Origin of the sequence: Halocatena salina, from assembly GCF_023115355.1 — an archaeon.
Classification (GTDB): domain Archaea; phylum Halobacteriota; class Halobacteria; order Halobacteriales; family Haloarculaceae; genus Halocatena; species Halocatena salina.
This window is the reverse complement of sequence record NZ_CP096019.1, coordinates 305,730-321,566: the sequence shown is the minus strand read 5'-3', so window position 1 is coordinate 321,566 and position 15,837 is coordinate 305,730. Positions and strand designations below refer to the sequence as shown.

Annotated in this window: 18 protein-coding genes and 1 tRNA gene; 7 read left to right on the top strand and 12 right to left on the bottom strand. The window is 52.7% G+C overall.

From position 1 onward, the window contains the following. Nucleotides 1-106: 106 nt before the first annotated feature. The gene (locus MW046_RS01655) at nt 107-430 is read right to left on the bottom strand and encodes a hypothetical protein (RefSeq protein ID WP_247993834.1); all 324 of its coding nucleotides are present in this window, start codon (nt 428-430) and stop codon (nt 107-109) included. Between the two features lie 132 nt (nt 431-562). Then, nucleotides 563-1,255, bottom strand: coding sequence for an HAD family hydrolase (locus MW046_RS01650; RefSeq protein ID WP_247993833.1), 693 nt, complete (start codon nt 1,253-1,255; stop codon nt 563-565). 731 nt (nt 1,256-1,986) lie between these two features. Between MW046_RS01650 and MW046_RS01645 the strand changes: the two genes are divergently transcribed. The 3 genes from MW046_RS01645 (at nt 1,987) to MW046_RS01635 (ending at nt 6,686) form a co-directional block, all read left to right on the top strand. Next, nucleotides 1,987-3,699, top strand: coding sequence for a hypothetical protein (locus MW046_RS01645; RefSeq protein ID WP_247993832.1), 1,713 nt, complete (start codon nt 1,987-1,989; stop codon nt 3,697-3,699). A gap of 417 nt (nt 3,700-4,116) precedes the next feature. Next, complete coding sequence (locus tag MW046_RS01640; RefSeq protein ID WP_247993831.1) at nt 4,117-5,265, top strand: tyrosine-type recombinase/integrase; 1,149 nt, start codon at nt 4,117-4,119, stop codon at nt 5,263-5,265. A gap of 86 nt (nt 5,266-5,351) precedes the next feature. Next, nucleotides 5,352-6,686 (top strand): recombinase family protein, encoded by a 1,335-nt coding sequence (locus MW046_RS01635; RefSeq protein WP_247993830.1) that lies wholly within the window; start codon nt 5,352-5,354, stop codon nt 6,684-6,686. A 25-nt stretch (nt 6,687-6,711) separates the two neighbouring features. Here MW046_RS01635 and MW046_RS01630 read toward each other — a convergent pair whose 3' ends face one another. The 4 genes from MW046_RS01630 to MW046_RS01615 all read right to left on the bottom strand — a co-directional run bounded on the left by MW046_RS01630 (nt 6,712) and on the right by MW046_RS01615 (nt 9,975). Beyond that, nucleotides 6,712-7,644 (bottom strand): recombinase family protein, encoded by a 933-nt coding sequence (locus MW046_RS01630; protein ID WP_247993829.1) that lies wholly within the window; start codon nt 7,642-7,644, stop codon nt 6,712-6,714. Beyond that, a complete protein-coding gene (locus MW046_RS01625; RefSeq protein WP_247993828.1) occupies nt 7,637-8,368 on the bottom strand; it encodes a transcription initiation factor IIB family protein in 732 nt (243 codons plus the stop codon). Before MW046_RS01625 ends, MW046_RS01630 begins: the two co-directional genes overlap by 8 nt. A gap of 62 nt (nt 8,369-8,430) precedes the next feature. After that, nucleotides 8,431-9,519, bottom strand: coding sequence for a CRISPR-associated protein Cas4 (locus tag MW046_RS01620; RefSeq protein WP_247993827.1), 1,089 nt, complete (start codon nt 9,517-9,519; stop codon nt 8,431-8,433). Between the two features lie 66 nt (nt 9,520-9,585). Beyond that, a complete protein-coding gene (locus MW046_RS01615) occupies nt 9,586-9,975 on the bottom strand; it encodes a DUF7344 domain-containing protein (protein WP_247993826.1) in 390 nt (129 codons plus the stop codon). 202 nt (nt 9,976-10,177) lie between these two features. Here MW046_RS01615 and MW046_RS01610 point away from each other — a divergent pair, with 202 nt between their 5' ends. After that, nucleotides 10,178-10,438, top strand: a complete 261-nt coding sequence (locus MW046_RS01610; RefSeq protein WP_247993825.1) for a winged helix-turn-helix domain-containing protein — start codon at nt 10,178-10,180, stop codon at nt 10,436-10,438. A 40-nt stretch (nt 10,439-10,478) separates the two neighbouring features. On the opposite strand, the gene MW046_RS01605 is transcribed toward MW046_RS01610, so the two are convergent. From MW046_RS01605 to MW046_RS01595, 3 genes are all read right to left on the bottom strand, one after another. Continuing rightward, the gene (locus MW046_RS01605; protein WP_247993824.1) at nt 10,479-10,958 is read right to left on the bottom strand and encodes a PIN domain-containing protein; all 480 of its coding nucleotides are present in this window, start codon (nt 10,956-10,958) and stop codon (nt 10,479-10,481) included. Nucleotides 10,959-11,040: 82 nt separating this feature from the next. After that, nucleotides 11,041-11,331 (bottom strand): AF_0619 family ribbon-helix-helix protein, encoded by a 291-nt coding sequence (locus MW046_RS01600; RefSeq protein WP_247993823.1) that lies wholly within the window; start codon nt 11,329-11,331, stop codon nt 11,041-11,043. Nucleotides 11,332-11,663: 332 nt separating this feature from the next. Next, nucleotides 11,664-11,740, bottom strand: a tRNA-Arg gene (locus MW046_RS01595). A 159-nt stretch (nt 11,741-11,899) separates the two neighbouring features. On the opposite strand from MW046_RS01595, the gene MW046_RS01590 reads away from it, so the two are divergent. Both MW046_RS01590 and MW046_RS01585 read left to right on the top strand, forming a co-directional pair. Further along, on the top strand, nt 11,900-12,733 hold the full coding sequence (locus MW046_RS01590) for a geranylgeranylglycerol-phosphate geranylgeranyltransferase (protein ID WP_247993822.1): 834 nt from the start codon (nt 11,900-11,902) through the stop codon (nt 12,731-12,733). Nucleotides 12,734-12,780: 47 nt separating this feature from the next. Further along, entirely contained in the window at nt 12,781-13,194 is a 414-nt protein-coding gene (locus MW046_RS01585; protein WP_247993821.1) for a CoA-binding protein, read from the top strand. 10 nt (nt 13,195-13,204) lie between these two features. Here MW046_RS01585 and MW046_RS01580 read toward each other — a convergent pair whose 3' ends face one another. Further along, entirely contained in the window at nt 13,205-13,579 is a 375-nt protein-coding gene (locus MW046_RS01580; protein WP_247993820.1) for a DUF5798 family protein, read from the bottom strand. A gap of 82 nt (nt 13,580-13,661) precedes the next feature. Here MW046_RS01580 and MW046_RS01575 point away from each other — a divergent pair, with 82 nt between their 5' ends. Then, on the top strand, nt 13,662-14,072 hold the full coding sequence (locus MW046_RS01575) for a DUF7548 family protein (RefSeq protein ID WP_247993819.1): 411 nt from the start codon (nt 13,662-13,664) through the stop codon (nt 14,070-14,072). A 104-nt stretch (nt 14,073-14,176) separates the two neighbouring features. Here MW046_RS01575 and MW046_RS01570 read toward each other — a convergent pair whose 3' ends face one another. Continuing rightward, nucleotides 14,177-14,494: a hypothetical protein gene (locus MW046_RS01570; RefSeq protein ID WP_247993818.1), complete on the bottom strand. Its 318-nt coding sequence runs from the start codon at nt 14,492-14,494 to the stop codon at nt 14,177-14,179. A 263-nt stretch (nt 14,495-14,757) separates the two neighbouring features. Continuing rightward, nucleotides 14,758-15,717, bottom strand: a complete 960-nt coding sequence (locus MW046_RS01565; RefSeq protein ID WP_247993817.1) for a twin-arginine translocation signal domain-containing protein — start codon at nt 15,715-15,717, stop codon at nt 14,758-14,760. Nucleotides 15,718-15,837 lie beyond the last annotated feature (120 nt).

The window sequence follows — 15,837 nt, the reverse complement described above, 5'->3', positions numbered from 1 at the left end:
GTCTATTACTGTTGTTGTTCCTTTTGGAGATATGATCACATGTGCATCAGCTTGTTCAACATCAAGGGTATATTTCTCCCACACTCCATTAGCAAGTGGTTCAGAATCATTCGTCGTCGTCATTTAACTCCTGTCGACTGGCTTCCTGCATTTCTTGATGTATTTTTTCCACCTCTTCGTATGTTTCTTTTTTCTCCTCAGTGAATTCGGGATCAAATTGTAGAGTTACAATCTCATTTTCTTCTATCTCGACCCAGAAGTGATCTTCAAATTCAGTTTCCGGTGGCACATCGTCTGGATCCATTGTCATTCGACGGACTGCTCTATCGAAGTCTAAATCAGGATCACGCGTAAATAGCGAAAATATCGCTGCTCCGTCCTCGATCCCGTGATAAACGACGTATTTGTCGTTGTCTTCTATCGATGTCATACTTTAGTGCAAAAAGATATCCATCAAGTATAATTGTTGTGGTCTGTTTATATACTACTGTGTTCGCTATCTCCTGTGCCGTCTTCGTTGCTGCTTCTCTGAGTGAGAGCTAGTCAAGTGCCCATTCGACGATTACACACCGAGAAGCGATGGGAGCTCCGCTAACGAGCCAATCTGGACGGTTGGTAGTGTCTCGGCGTCGGTTGGTGGGGACTCGTTGGACACCCACACCGTGTCAATCCCAACAGCGTCAGCACCGAGCACATCGGACTCGAAGTTATCGCCAACATAGAGCGCGTCGTCAGAAACTACGCCTCGTTCCTGTAACGCCCGTTCGAACGGTTCTGGATGCGGCTTATATTCGGTGTCATGCCCGGCGTAGACGATCGTCTCGAACAGGGGACGGATGTCGAGATGCTCCAGTTTCGGCCGCTGGACTGCTTCTTCGGCGTTCGTTATGAGACTGAGCTCGTACTGGTCGGCGAGCATCGAGAGCGCCGTCTCAGACCCGTCAAGGAACTCAACCGGACCGTATCTCCACCGATGAGAGTACACCTCTCCGAGTTCGGTGCCGATAGAGCGAGCATAGCCATGTTCAACTGCCAGTGCTTCACAGCTTTTACGACGGCAGTCCGACTTCGTCGTTACCGCATCATCACCTTCAAACGTCTCCATCGCTGCCTCGAACGCCTCGATCGTGAAAAACGACTCCAACCCACACTCTTCGAACGCACGCATTAGAACCTCCTCCTTTGATCGACTGTACGTACAAATCGTCCGATCAAGATCGAGAATGACGACCTGTTTCTTTGCCAAATCAGACATCGTATACGTAACAAATAATCCGAGACATATATAGTAACGAGTGGTTGGGATCACCGCCCTCTATCGAACAGCTCGAACTAGTCAGTGTGTTCCTTCCATGTGGCGTTTCCGCGCTCTTTGTGAACTTCACTGCACAGCGTTTGTTCGTTCAATACTAATTGAATTTTTAGACAGCAGCAGATGAGTTTGGTGACGACAATCCAACAACCGTCTTTGTGCAACATTAACAAGGAAACTCAAAGAAACTCCTGAGTTCCTCGCGGCAATATCGACAATATTTAGAGTGTACTATGATAATAAATCGCGGTAACGAGAACGTTAAGGTCCCCCACTCGTGGAATCTGTCATCTGTTTGCCGTGGCTGGTTGGACACATCCTCGGCAAGTAGACGACTCAACTAACTCACTTTGTGAAGAACTATGTTAAAGTCAATCCGTAAGGCCACGAAGGATGCTATTGAGGAAGCGATTCACTGTGAGGAACCCGTCTTAATCGAAGCTCCACCTAGCAGTGGTAAAACACGCAACGCAGTTCGACTGAGTGCAGAAACCGACTGCAACGTTACGTATCTAGCATCGAGGAGAGACCTCTATGAACAAGCGCGAACGTTTGCTCGCGATACGGGCACCATCACGTATAGAACGATTCCTAGTCCATATCGGGATTGTTCAACATTCTGTAACGAAAATAGCGGTGAGACACAGAAAGCTCGGCAATTGTACGCCAAAGGAATGACGGCAGTGGAGGTTCACAATGTAAGCCCAGAAACCGTCTATACGCCGTGCGTAACCGCCAATAAAGACGAAGAAGGGAGAACTGGATGCAAGTACGTTCAAAAGTATAGACGGCTACAAGACGAAACCGAGTACGAGAATGTCGACCTTCTCATCGGCAATCATCAACACGCTCTCAATGAGAAATACATAGCCGATCGAGTGGTGATCCTTGACGAATTCAACTCAGGTCCGTTTCTCAACCGATTCCCGTCAGATAACAACATCCGCGATGATCCTGCTGACTTGGTCTCTCACTTTCTCACATCCCATGACTCCCTCCCTCTCAACGACATTACCGATATCATTGAGGCTCGCATTGAGCAATCTGATCGATTATTGACCGCAGTTGATTGGTTGAAGGATACAGGGGTAGACCGAGAAAGTGCCCGCGAGTTACTCGAAATAACCCCTAGCCCTTTCGAGACGACGCATGTTCTGACGCCACTTCTCACGTTGAGTCTCTTATTGATGGAAAAGAAGAGTCTAGGCATGGAACACGTACATGCACCCGACCATTGGGAAGCTGCAGGCGTGAGTAGAGGGGTGCAGTGTGCTCGAGATCGGAATTCGGGTGAGATGGTGATCCTTGATCCACCACGCCTTACCTCTGCGAAGCAGGTTGTGGGTCTTGATGCACTGCCCACAGAGAAAATGTGGGAGGCAGTCTACGACTGTAGCTTTACAACGAAACAGATCCTTCCGCGCGATCGGCTGGATACGTACCTTAGAGATGCATTCGACATGCAGCTCGTCCAGCTTGCCGATGGGTCTAATCTCTATTCCGGTGGAAATGTCTCCAGCCGAGACGACAAGCGGTTCAAAGCTGTTCGGATCATTGAGGATTCGACCTACCCAGTAATTGCTCCGAAGAAAGCACTCGAAGAATACCGCTCGAGATCAAACAGTTCGTGGTTTGAGCAGTGTATCAAGTCCGATCCAGATTGCACTACGTCTGAATATAGTACGGGCGATCTGTGTGCCCTAAATTATGCATCTATCACGAGTTCGAACAAATTCGCAGAGGAATCTCTCGGATTCGTCTCTGGCTGTCCATATCCTGGTGACGATATCGTCACCCAGTGGTCGGTTCTCTGTGGAGAGGCAACAGAGCCGAACCGATCTCCGGATGGGGGGCTCACAGGGTTCACAGGATTCGGAGACGACATCTATCGTCATTTTACCAGCAATAAAGTGTTTCAAGCAATTCTTCGGTTCGGTCGATCCGATGAGATAGAAGACACTACGACTGTGTACGTGAATACACAAGCACTTCCTGAGTTTTTGTCAGCCTCAATAGAGTACACGATCAAAGACGAACGCAACGCATTGAAAGAAGTCCTCGGTATAGAAGCCTTGATCAATGCTGCATGGGATGAGGACCAATTCAGTAAACAGACTGCCTCTACACTCAATACGAAGATCACCGAACAACTCTACGAACAGAATCGGGGTGACACAGGGGATGTTTCTAATGATCATATTCGTTCAATACTACGGAGTCTAGATGAAGATTTAATAATACGATATGAGGATGCTGCGACTGGAGGGGCAGACCAGTATCGTTGGGATGGTGACGAAGCACTTCATCGATGCCGAATCGATGATCGGTCGAACTATCTCCTTCGAAGTGGTGCGACGCTCTATTTTCTTCGTCTTGAGGAGGACTAATCTTCAAATTCTATCTTGCTATATGCTAGCATCGCAGATGCACACGACTTTAGCATCAAATAACAAGCGTACATCTAGTACTAGTACACTAGTCTAGTCCGTTTATTTTCACCATAGGAATGACTCAGTGTGGAGACAAAACCATACAATAGCTGGTTGGATCACGCTAGCTCCGTACTTGGGTCCTTGAGCGCGTTAGTAATAGCATCGTCAGCAACCGACAAGTAAGCTGGGTTCAGACGGAGGGGATTCTACCCGTTCCAGCTGGATTCATAGAGTCGTTGATCACGTCGTGGTCTGCTGACGTTTAGATCGTCCAACCAGCACGGGACAGACTATGATGAGACACATCTCTCGCGATCCTGAGTATCGTGACGCGAACACACAGATAGCGGTTCCAACTGAGGTGAAACGAGCGTGAGCCAATCGGACGTAATCGAAGTTCTACAGGCGTTGGATCCAGATTTAGTCGAGCATGTGCGTGAATTAGACGAGAACGCGCCTGGAAGTCTGCAACCGATCACTCCCGAAGAAGCGATCACCCGATTCTTGGAAAACAAATCGACGGATATCCGTCCTAATACAATTGCTGAATATCGGCGGAAGCTCACACACTTTGAACACTTCTGTGACACACTGCAGATCGAGAACTTGAACGACCTCGACGGACGTCAGCTTCAGGAGTACCGCCAGTGGCGGCGTACCGAATCGACCGATCAAACCACTCCGCTGTCAAACAAAACGCTTAGGGATGATATGTATCTCCTTCGTGACTTCTTCCGGTTTCTTGGACAAATCGAAGGTGTTCCTGCGGGCTTCCACGAAAAGATCAATGTCCCAGAACTCAACGAGACTGACGGCGTTCGAGATGTTCGGCTCGATCCAGATCGACTTAGATCAATTTTGGAGTATTTCAAGAAGTACGAGTACGCAACTCGTACGCACGTCATTTGGGCATTTCATGCTCATACAGGCCGACGCCCTGGCTGTCTCCACTCACTTGATCTCGAAGATCTCCATCTCAACCGTGACAATCCGTACGTTGAATTCCATCATCGACCCGAGGAAACATCCCTGAAAAACGGTGTGAAGGGCGAAGGCCAGATCTCTATTTCCGATGACGTTGCGCAGGTTTTCCGTGACTATATCGATAACAACAGGATCGAAGTCACGACGGAAAGTGGACGGTCACCCTTTATCACCTCGAATCACGGTCGACTCTCGAAATCAACGATGCGAAAACACGTCTACAAGTGGAGTCGCCCGTGTACTCTTTCTGGAGAGTGTCCCCATGATCGCGATATCGACGCTTGTGAAGCAGCTCAACGAGACGATGCTGCATCACGGTGTCCCTCCAGTCGGCCACCATACGCACTTCGTCACGGGTACCTCACTCAGAAACGTCAGGAAGGCGTTCCTGATCGAACACTCAGCGAACGGTGTGATGTTAGTAGAGAGATAATTGAGAAGCACTACGACGAACGGACTGACGAAGAGAAGCGGGCTCTCCGCCAGCGAATCTTGGACAAGACTCGAGAGGAGAGTTCTGGGGGTGGGTACCTGTGAACGGCCACAGTGAACAAAAACGCCCCTCCCATGCGACGCTTTATAACAAACCCACGATCTGGTACAGAACACTTAAAGAAGGTAGGATGCGATCAGGGAAGGGTGACCGTATCCTATCTCATATAAGAAGCCGAGTACAGAGCTTAAAGCGTTGGATTCCACGAGTCCATTTAGAGCGTCAACCCTCATCCAAGAAGGAGTCAGATGCTCGATCGAATCAATCACGTCTTACAGCGTTTGAGTCCGAGGACTCGGACTTAGATTCGGTATCTCCCGACGATCCACCGCAAAATGAACCAGACAAGGATCGTCATACGGGGATCATCTACGCCCGCGTCAGCACTCAGAAACAAGTCACCGATGGTACGAGTCTCGAATCGCAGATCGCTATCCTGAGGGAGATTGCCGACAACGAAGGAATTTCCCTTGAGTGTGAGCCGATTCGAGACAAAGGAGAGACAGGGACGAGCTTCGATCGAGATGGGATTCAAGAGGTGTTTCAGCAGGCGCAAAAGGAGGCTGTTTCCTATCTCCTCGTTCAAGACATCAGTCGGATCGGACGAGCAGCAGCTGAAACGCTCTATTTCATCTATCTCCTCCAGACGGAGTGTGACGTGACACTGGTGACGCCATCCGGTGAGCAGGATATCAGTAGTACCCAAGGTCTCCTACGGACACACCTGATGTCGTTGATGGGCCAGCTGATGAATGAGATGCGGCTCCGGAAAGCAAACGAATCCGTCATCCGCAGTTTCATTGACGAGAAAGATTGGCGAGCATACAATCCAATTATTCCACTAGGATATTCGGCGACAGAGGACGGCTGGATCGAGAAGGACCCAGAGCTGGCTCCAGTCGTTCAAGAGACCTTCCACGAATTCATTGACTGTGAAAATTACGCAGAGACAAAACGACGGATCGAGAACGAGTACGGTCCCGTATTCGATGGACATCGAATCAAAACCTGTCTACAGGAGCACGCGTACATTGGGAGGCCCCAGGTATCAGCTGAAGCCGCCAGTGACTATCACGGCACGCGGGTGATTGACGATCCAGCATTGCAGATGATTGAAGAAGAGACGTTCGATGAGGTCCAAGCAATCATCGAACGAAAAAACGAAATCCATGCCATGAACGACGACACGGAAGAAATCGTGGATTTCATCGAGGAATTCGACCTGTTCGGTGTCGTCGAATCGAGTCCAGCTGTCACACTCAGGTGTGAGAACTGTGGTAGTAATGAGATGGTAAAAAACGGACAACGGGATCTAACCGGTACGTCACTATCTGCGTACATGTATCGGTGTAAGGAATGTAGCACCACGAGAAAATGGCCGAGAGACAGTGAGTACAGCCATATGAAACTCCTTCAAGAGATTCCCCAACTCCGTGGACTGCGCGAGCAACTGACCAACAACTGAATTCTCCTGAGATGACGATGAATATTCAGCAGCGATAGCTCTGCAAATACTCATCGTATGTGTCGAGCATCTCGTTGACGATTCTCTCTTTACGGGAGGCGGGCATCGAAGTCCGTTTCTCTTTCTCTCTCCGAAAACGATGTCTCACAGCAGTAACCCGCTGGAAGACATCGTCATCGACGATGCGATATTCGGGGACGGTCTCAACTATATCACCGACTTCGTACTCCCCGATATAGATGCTGTTGCGGAGAACGTCTCCAACTGCGCGGGCACACCATCGGTTTCCCGCTTTGGTGGTTGTTTCTCTTCCGTTGAGCAGCTCTGCGACCGCAGGCATCGATCGTTCTTGAAGATACAGGTCGAATATCTCCCGAACTAGCTCGGCTTCAGACTTCTCAAGCCGTAGTGTGCCATCAGCGCGTTTTGCGTACCCGAGCGGTGGTTGATCGTTCGGCCACTTATGATCGAGCGCAAGCGCTCTGAGTCCCATCTGCGTTCGCTGCTGGATCATGTCTCGTTCGAACTCGGCAGCGCTCGCAATGTTCCGGAAGTTGAAGCGGCCAGCCGCTGATGTCGTATCGATCTGTTCGGTAACGCTGTACAACCCCACTCCGTGTGTCCGCACCTCCGTCTCTAGCTGGACTGCGTGCATGAGACTCCGGGAGAAGCGATCCAACTTCCAGAACATGATCACGTCGAAATGTCTCTGTTTGGCTGCCCGCAGCAACTTCTGAAACATCGGTCTATCCGTGTCCTTTCCACTCTCCGCTTCGTCTTTGTAGATGAAGGCGACTGTCCAGCCCAACATCTCACAGTGCTCGATACACACCCGAACCTGTTCGTTCAACGAATACCCGAAGCGCTGATTTCTCGATGAGGTCCGGGCGTAGATAGCGACATCACTCTGCTCTTGGGCTTCGGAGGAATGAGCCGCTCTCCATCTCGGCTCACTCAAGGATCCCCACCTCTCTGCACTCCGCGATCCTGACGCGCAGCGTTTCCTGAGAAATGCCCGCTGCATCACTGATCTCGCTCTGTGTTCGCTCGCCAGCGAGAATCGTATACACTATTGCCGCCACGAATCCAACTGGATTCTTCCCCGACGTAGCGTATTTTGTACTGATCTCGTTTAGTAGCCGCTGGCTTTCGTGCTCTTGTCGTTCACTGAGTCCCAACGTCGAACTGAAGTAGGGCAGGTAATCACTAGGTACGGGCGTCGGGAGAGCAAGATCGAGCGAGTCATCCAGTACGCGTACTACTCGATAGAACGTTCGCGAGTTGATCCCGGCCGTATCGATGAGTACTACCGATGGTAGTGGCACACCGTGCTCTTTCGCGGCGCAGTAGAGGGCGGCTGTTACGATCACATCAGCATCTCGACCATCTGTAAGCTTCTCTCGAATAGATTCACCGTATAGCTCGGCACCTCGAAATCGAACGTCGACACCGATCTCTAGACTGTCGCCGATCCCATCCAATACGTCGATCCCGCGGGCCAATCGGTCTTCGGTTGCATTCTGGACTGTGCAGTAATTGAGCCACGAAGGGGAGAGCGTTTCTGGCGTTTCCGTTAGGTCTGCAATCGCTTTCTCCGGCTGGTTCGTCACATCAGAGGCGTCGTGTACGACGTAGCCACACTTGTTACAGACGGCCTCGAACTGTTCGTACGTCTGATCCATCGAATTCGCGCTGCAAGCAGGGCACTTGACTTCAGAGACCGATTCAGGCGGTTTCAGATCACTCATTCGTCTACCTGATGTTGCTGAGGTGGTCTCGATAACACGGTGAGTTCCCCCTCCTCTGCACAGTGTGGACACAGCGGTTCTGTTGCCGAAGTGACCACGTCCCACTCGATTCGGGAGCTACATGCATCACAGTACCAGTCGGCAACCTCGTATCTCTCTGCGAGATCTGGGTATTGGAGCGCGAGGGCCGGCGTGAGAACCGCATCAGGATTCCCTTCGAGATATTCGATCACTCTCGCTCGTGGATAGCCAGTAAATCCAGGGAGGAACCCAGAAACGCCAGCATCATCGTACGATGTAGTACCTTTTCCACAGCGCTCGCGGTATGAGCAGAATTTACACTCCCAGTTTGACTCCGGCTTAGCGGGCGGCAGATCTTCTTGAAGACGGTGTTTCGTGTGATCCGTAGCCCAGTCCAACACAACGTCGTTCCAGAAACGTTCGTTAAATTCGATCTCGAACGTTTGTATCTCCAGCGACTCCCGACTTCCGTAGACGATGAGTCCCGTTGTCAGATCTATATCGTATTTCTCGGAGAGACCAACCATGTACGCGTGAAGCTGCGCAGTATGGTGTCGCATTGGCGAAGACACATGGTTGAGTGATTGTTTGGTCTTGATCTCAGTTGGTAGGAGTGGAACCGCGCCCGAGTCGACGATGACTGGATCTGTGGAACCCTTGATCTCTAAAGATTCGTCGACAGTATCGACGGAATACTCGATCCAATCCGTGTTGCGAACGTAGGTGCTCTGTTCTGTGGCCGCGTATCGTAGGAATGGAATCGCGATCTCCGTCTCGAACTGGGCTCCGAACCAGAAGATGCCCTTCGGCTCCGGTTGTTCTGCTGGTGCGTTACACTGTTGATACGTGATTTTTCGGTGGCACTGGAGGAGTTTACTGGGGCTATGTCGTTCTGGACTGGGAACGAACCCAGATTCATTGTAGTGTGGGGTTCCCTCCTCGATGTTCTTCCGATACTGACGCTCCTTGTACCAGTGCTGAAATTGGGTTTCTGAGAGTGCAGCAAGTAGCTCATCAAGAACTGATCGCTCACGCCCGGTTGAACCGTCGTCTATCGACTCCATGACTTTGGACGAGATCGGCTGTTTCTCGGCACCATCGAACGCACCAATGAGAGGAATCGATATACTCTATCGGTGATTGTGGGGGTCGTCGTCATTTTCCTCCGTCATTGAACCAAACGTCTTGACAGTGGGCGTGTTGATCTCAAGAAGGAGTGCCGCAAGCTCGAACCGTTTTCCGTGAAGGACCGTCTGGCGCTGTGGGTCGTAGATGATGATGCCAGCGCGCGCTAGTGTCGGTAAATGCGTCTGAGACAGTGCGTTGTAGACGTTCCGATACGGCTCTCCAGTGGCTTGTTGGTCAGTAAGACCTTGTTCACGGCTTGCGATCTGTCGAGCCAATTCGCGCGTCGTTATCACCTCGTCATCGTTCTGCTGGAGAAAGTGAATAACAGCTCGTCGTCGAGGCGCTCGAAGAGCGTGATAGAGTGCCGACAGCGCCTCTTCCGAGTTACTCATATCCGGAGTGACGATACTGCACCTGACGGCATACCCCATCCCAATACCTCGATTGGTGTGTACGGTGGTCAATTGATCGCTCTACCATGAGTGATTATACCATGTTCAACATCAAAAATCTGTGTCTAGCAGTTCTGTTTTCGGTGTCTAGAGACAGGTTTTCACCTGGTGTAAGGTGGTCATTCTGTGTATTCGAAGGCACATGCGGCCACGGATAGATTGGATGACTCAAGGGGATGAGCGCATCATGGAGTTTCTCTACGAGAAGGAAATTGTTGCATCCCCCTCAGTGATCGCCGCGAATATCGATTACACGGGAGAGTACATCTCTCGACGATGTCGAACGCTCACAGACGCCGAACTTCTGCAACGAGTGGATGCCTCGAACTACCGGCTTACAGCGCTCGGTGAATCGTTCATTACAGGTGAGGCCACAGCAGATGAAATAGAATTCGACGGATAGATAGCGCCGTGTCACTCGTCAAAGCGACGCATAGAGTGCATCACTCTTCCCGGTCGGACGCATCACCGGTCTCTCGTTGTGCCTGCCGGACTCGTGCGACCATTGCCTCTGTTGTGAGAGCTGGCGTCAGCGTCTGTTCGTGGAGATCGGGGTCATTACTCCAGATTGCTGCGTTGAGTTCGAGCGCAGCAGCGACATAGAGCGCGTCCTTGACATCGATCTCGTCCATTGCTTGCTCTGCTTGCTTGTGATACCGGGTTGTACGATCCTCCGGAAGGGTCTCGATCGGCGTGAAAAGCGCATCGAGGAGTGTGTCAAGGTCTGCGTCTGCAAGGCCGGACTTGTCCCTGAGCACGGCCCGATGCTTGTCCAGTTCGTCACGAATGAACGCGGGTGAGTAGAGTTCATCCTCGGTTGTGAGGAGCATCTCTCGGGTGATCCCGGGCGTCAACGTTGCCGAAATGAGCGTGTTTGCATCGATAACGATCCTCGCCGGGTACGAAACGTGCTCGTCGTTCATCAATTCGATTCGTCTGCCGCCGCGTCTCCGTCAGAAACCACTCTCAGAGGGTGCGTTGGAACGGTCCCTGTGGGTGCCATCGTCATTGTGTGGCGACCGTGCCGCTGTTTTTCGAGTGATCGTCCTCTTCGCTAGCGTCCCGTGCTCGCCTGTTGGCGGCGTCGGTGATGCTTTCGGCGATCTCGTGGGCCTCTTGCTCAGTCAGCTGGTTACTCGCCGCGATCTCGTCCATCGTTTCCAAATCCTCGATGGTGGTTCGGATGGCCTTGCGCGCGACGCCACTCCAGTTGATCTCCTCACGCTCGTCCATCTTTGCTTTGAGCGAGCTATCGAGTCGAACGGTGATCATCTCCTCTTTTCGATCGGTGCTCATGCGTTCCCAATTAGTGTATAGTCATGTATATACAAAAGTGTGTCCTCCTAAAGCGTCAGCTGTCTCCTCCGTGACCGCGTGGTGGTCGCCGCTATCGCTCATGAGTAATGACGCGCGTGGTCAATGTGGCCATATATTAATCGCAGAGCCAACAGGCTCATTGGGCGATTGATGAAGTGGGTTGCCCTCGGAGTTGGATGTAGCGAACCGCATGACAGCACCGACCTCTGTCGGAATCGACCCGAAACCGAACGAACTCTCAGCTGCAAACGACGGTAGCGTTATATACACCAAACTGCCGTCTGTTGGATTCGAATCGTTCGGAAAACGAACGGGCGCTGAGGGATTTGAACCCCCGGCAACTTGGTCCGAAGCCAAGCACTCTAAATCCAGGCTGAGCTAAGCGCCCTATTCAGTGGGAATCATCGGAGTGATTTAAACTTTACCAAAGGGATTGCATCGACCACTATCGTTTCGAGGTGCCACGAGGAAATTTCACCGAAACGGCGAACCGAATATCATCTATCGGTTTCGCGCCACTTATTTCGTAGCCCCAGTACCACCTCGCATGAACAGGCTTCGTGGACTGATCGAACTCACTCGTCCCGTGAACGCCCTCGCTGCGGGGATACTCACGCTCATCGGCGCGTACGTCGGCAGTAACATCGTTCAACATCTGATTCCTGTGGGTGCTGCCAGTGTCGCGACCGTTCTCGCAACCGGTGCGGGCAACGCCGTCAACGACTATTTTGACCGGGAGATTGATCGCATCAACGCCCCCGATCGGCCCATCCCACGAGGAGACGTGTCACCACGCGGAGCACTTACGCTGAGTATCGGTCTTTTTGCTGCCGCTGTTGGGATCTCTCTCGTGCTTCCGTGGCTTGCGATCGCCATCGCAGTGGTCAATCTCATTGCTCTCGTCGCCTACACGGAACTGTTCAAGGGACTACCGGGCGTTGGGAACGTAGTCGTGGCGTGTCTCGGGGGAAGTACGTTTTTGTTCGGTGGCGCAGCAGTGGAAAGTGGTTCCTTGGAGACGGTCGCGATCCTTGCCCTCCTAGCAGCGCTTTCGACGATCTGCCGTGAGATCGTGAAAGACGTTGAGGACATCGACGGCGACCGGCAAGAGGGGCTTAACACGCTTCCGATCGCTATCGGAGCGCGACCAGCCCTCTTCATCGCGCTCGTGAGCTGTCTCGCAACAGTGTTTGCGAGTCCCATTCCGTATCTCGACGATACGTTTGGTCGTGCGTATCTCGCGGTCGTGATCCCGGCTGATCTGGTGTTGCTCGGGGCAACGATGGAGGCGTTCCGTAATCCTTCCGCGGCTCAGTCCCACATGAAATACGGCATGTTCCTCGCAGCAGCGGCGTTCATCGCCGGGCGAGCAGTGGTTTGATCCCTTCCTACCGGACTGTTTTTACCAGTGATCGTGGTAGTACCGGTATGGTTCGCTCGACGGACGACAGCACACTCCGTTCGATCCTCGACGCAGACACCATCGCCGTGGTTGGCTGTTCGTCGACTCCCGGGAAGGATGCTCACGAAATCCCGAAGTATCTGGCCGAACACGGGTATACGGTCGTTCCCGTCAACCCTTACGCCGAGGAAATCTTCGGTCAGACCGCGTACGACTCTCTGAGTGAGGTCGATGACGAAATCGATATCGTCGACGTTTTTCGGCCGAGCGAAGAAGTGGACGGCATCGTTATGGAGGTGCTCGACCGGGATGACGTCGAAACCGTCTGGCTCCAACTCGGGATTCGGGACGACAGAGCTGGCCGGCGAGTGGAGTCGTCTGGACGGCAGTTCGTCCAAGACAGCTGTATGAAAGTAGAACACCGACGGCTGTTAGGATAACAGACCGGAATCAGCCCTCTTGGTTTCCTGGTGGCCGGTCGACCGACGACGAGCCGGGGGCTGTCCCTCGTCCACCCCGTCGCCCGCGATCGTGTTCATCGGGTGGATGGCCGCGGTGAGGCTGCTCGGACTGTCGCGGTTCCCTCGGCTCGTTCGTGTCCGTACGAACGTCATCGATGTCGATCCCCTGTTTTTCCGCCAGTTGCTCAACCAGTGCGCGTGTCTCGGCATGCTCCCGTCGGAGCTGTTCGACTGTCGTGTCCGTTTGCTCGACCGTTTGACTGAGGCCGTTGAGCTGCTCGCGGAGATCGTTCACTCGGGCATACATCTCTTCGGCCATGTTGGCGATCTGCTGGAGCTTTTTCGCTGTTCCACCGAGGCCCATACTGGATTCGAGGGCCGAATGATTGTGTACTTTGCGGTGCCGTTTCACGAGAATTAAGCCGATCGCGCTCGGGGTGACAGATATGGACGACGTTCGTCTCGCCCCTCTGGTCGGTATCATCGCTTGTGTGTCAGTCGTACTCGTTCTCGCGGTTCCATACGTCCTCCTCTCACCGACGGCAGCGAACACGTATTACACCACCGGCGCGTTCAATCCGCTGTTTGCCGGCCTGTTCGCGCTCGTCTGTGTCGTCGTGTTCGCTTCCGGCCGTTCTCGACGTTCCGATCCCGCACTCGCTGCTGGAGTGTGTCTCGTTTTTGGTCTGTTCATCGCCGGCTTTTCCGCGGTTTGGGCTCTTACCGTTCCCACTCAGCTCGCGTTTTCCCACCCCACGGGTGCCACCTTCGAATATCACCGTTACGTGCTGATTCTCATCGCGCTCGCTGTTCCTGTGAGTGCAACATGGTACACCCGCGCTCTGAATCTAATTTAATAGTAACAGAATCGAGCAGGTGATCGAATGACTGTAGTCGGATTCACCACGATCTGGGGGCTTTGCCTTCGTTCGTATCTCGTGTCGTACGATCCGATATCTCGTTATTGGCGCTGGTGGGCTTGCGATTCATTCCCCTCATACAGGGCGACTTCCGCCTCGATATTTTGGCGTTGGGGAACGTCGGTCGGACTCAAACAGATTCCTCCCGGGGTATTGAACAAGACGATCGGTCCCGGTTCGTCGTGAGGCGTTCGGAGCTGGACCGTGATTTCTGGTCGTCCCTCGATGACGTTAAGCTCGAATCCGTCGACGATGAACGCGTCTTCTCGACCTGTTTCCAACGAGCGAACTTGAATGTGATCGTTGATACGAAGATCCGTGATTCGACCAACGGTCTGTGTATTGGTTCGATTAGCCATGCCTAGTACATACGATCAATGCGAACCATCCTACACAAATGTTTCTACAGATAGCAAGGTGGGTGCTTCGGGATTCTGTGTCCCCGCCGCATCCCTGCCCTGAACGGAGTTGTGGCGGCTGCGATCCACAGACTGCTTTTTCGTAGCTTCGACGAAGATCTTATCAGTGAAGCCATCACTGATGGGACGCTTCTGGAGACTCCCCATGTAGAGACAGCAGTTCGACTGCCATGAGAACATCTTCTCTTCCTAGGAGGGTGAAATCACACGTAGAGAAGGTGTTCGTTTTCGAAAACCGCGTATCCGATGTGTTCAGGGATGTCGCTCGCATCGGTGTTCGGTTCGTGGGCGGGACGGATCGCCGCATTCTCGCTGTTGAGATTGGCGACCCGGGTACTGACGGCATCGGGGCTCGTTTGGACGCCTGCAAGCAGGATGGGCTGATCGTAGGTGTGTTCGAACACGAGCTGATGCCATGGGTCCATGACGGATTTCTGCGCCGTAGCGATCTCGAACCGACCCAACAGCTGGTTACTCGCGCCCATCGGTGGATCCAATACACCCGATCCAGGTTCGAAGGCGAGATATCCGACGGTTTCTGATTGCTTGAACCGTTGGTGCTGTCCCCGCGCTTGAAGACGGACGGAAAACTGATCCGAACCGGTGACGTCGATCTGGGGGGTGATCGACTGCTCCGATCCGGCAGCGGCTCCTTGATGACTGTGGGTTTGCGATTGGGCGAAGACGATCGGTCGCTCAGCGAACGAGTGATCGAACGAGACGGTCTGGAGAGACGTATCAGCGGCTACAAAGCCAGCTTCCGCGTTTATCAGAGAGCCACTCAACTCGTGAACGCCCCGGGCGACGGCGAGATAGCTGACCCGTGCTGGTTCATCCTTTCTATAGCCGTTCTGTCCCGTGAATGTGAACTCGAACCCTCGCCGCGTCACCTTCCGAATAGAGACGGGAACCGAATCGCGCGTTCCGACCGGTTGCATGATCACTACCGGTGTGAGTGCGAACGGTGTCTCGAAGTTGACGCGTTGCCACTGTCCAGGCGTACTGTGGCTGGCCACGATCGTTCCTGTCTGTCCGATTACTGACGGTCCCTCGATCGCCGGCACCGCTCGGCTTTTCCGAGAGGCGACGCTGCTGATTCCTACTGACGTTGCACCTGCTGCTGCCAACTGCAAAAACCGACGACGTGACTGCTCTCGAACCATGGCAATATGCCGTATGTCGAAATATTATTTAAGGATACCCCTTCTCTAAAATGTTGGGCATGGATTAGTTTAACTGCTCCACAAATATCGGAGATAACATCAGTATTACCAAGGTCACTC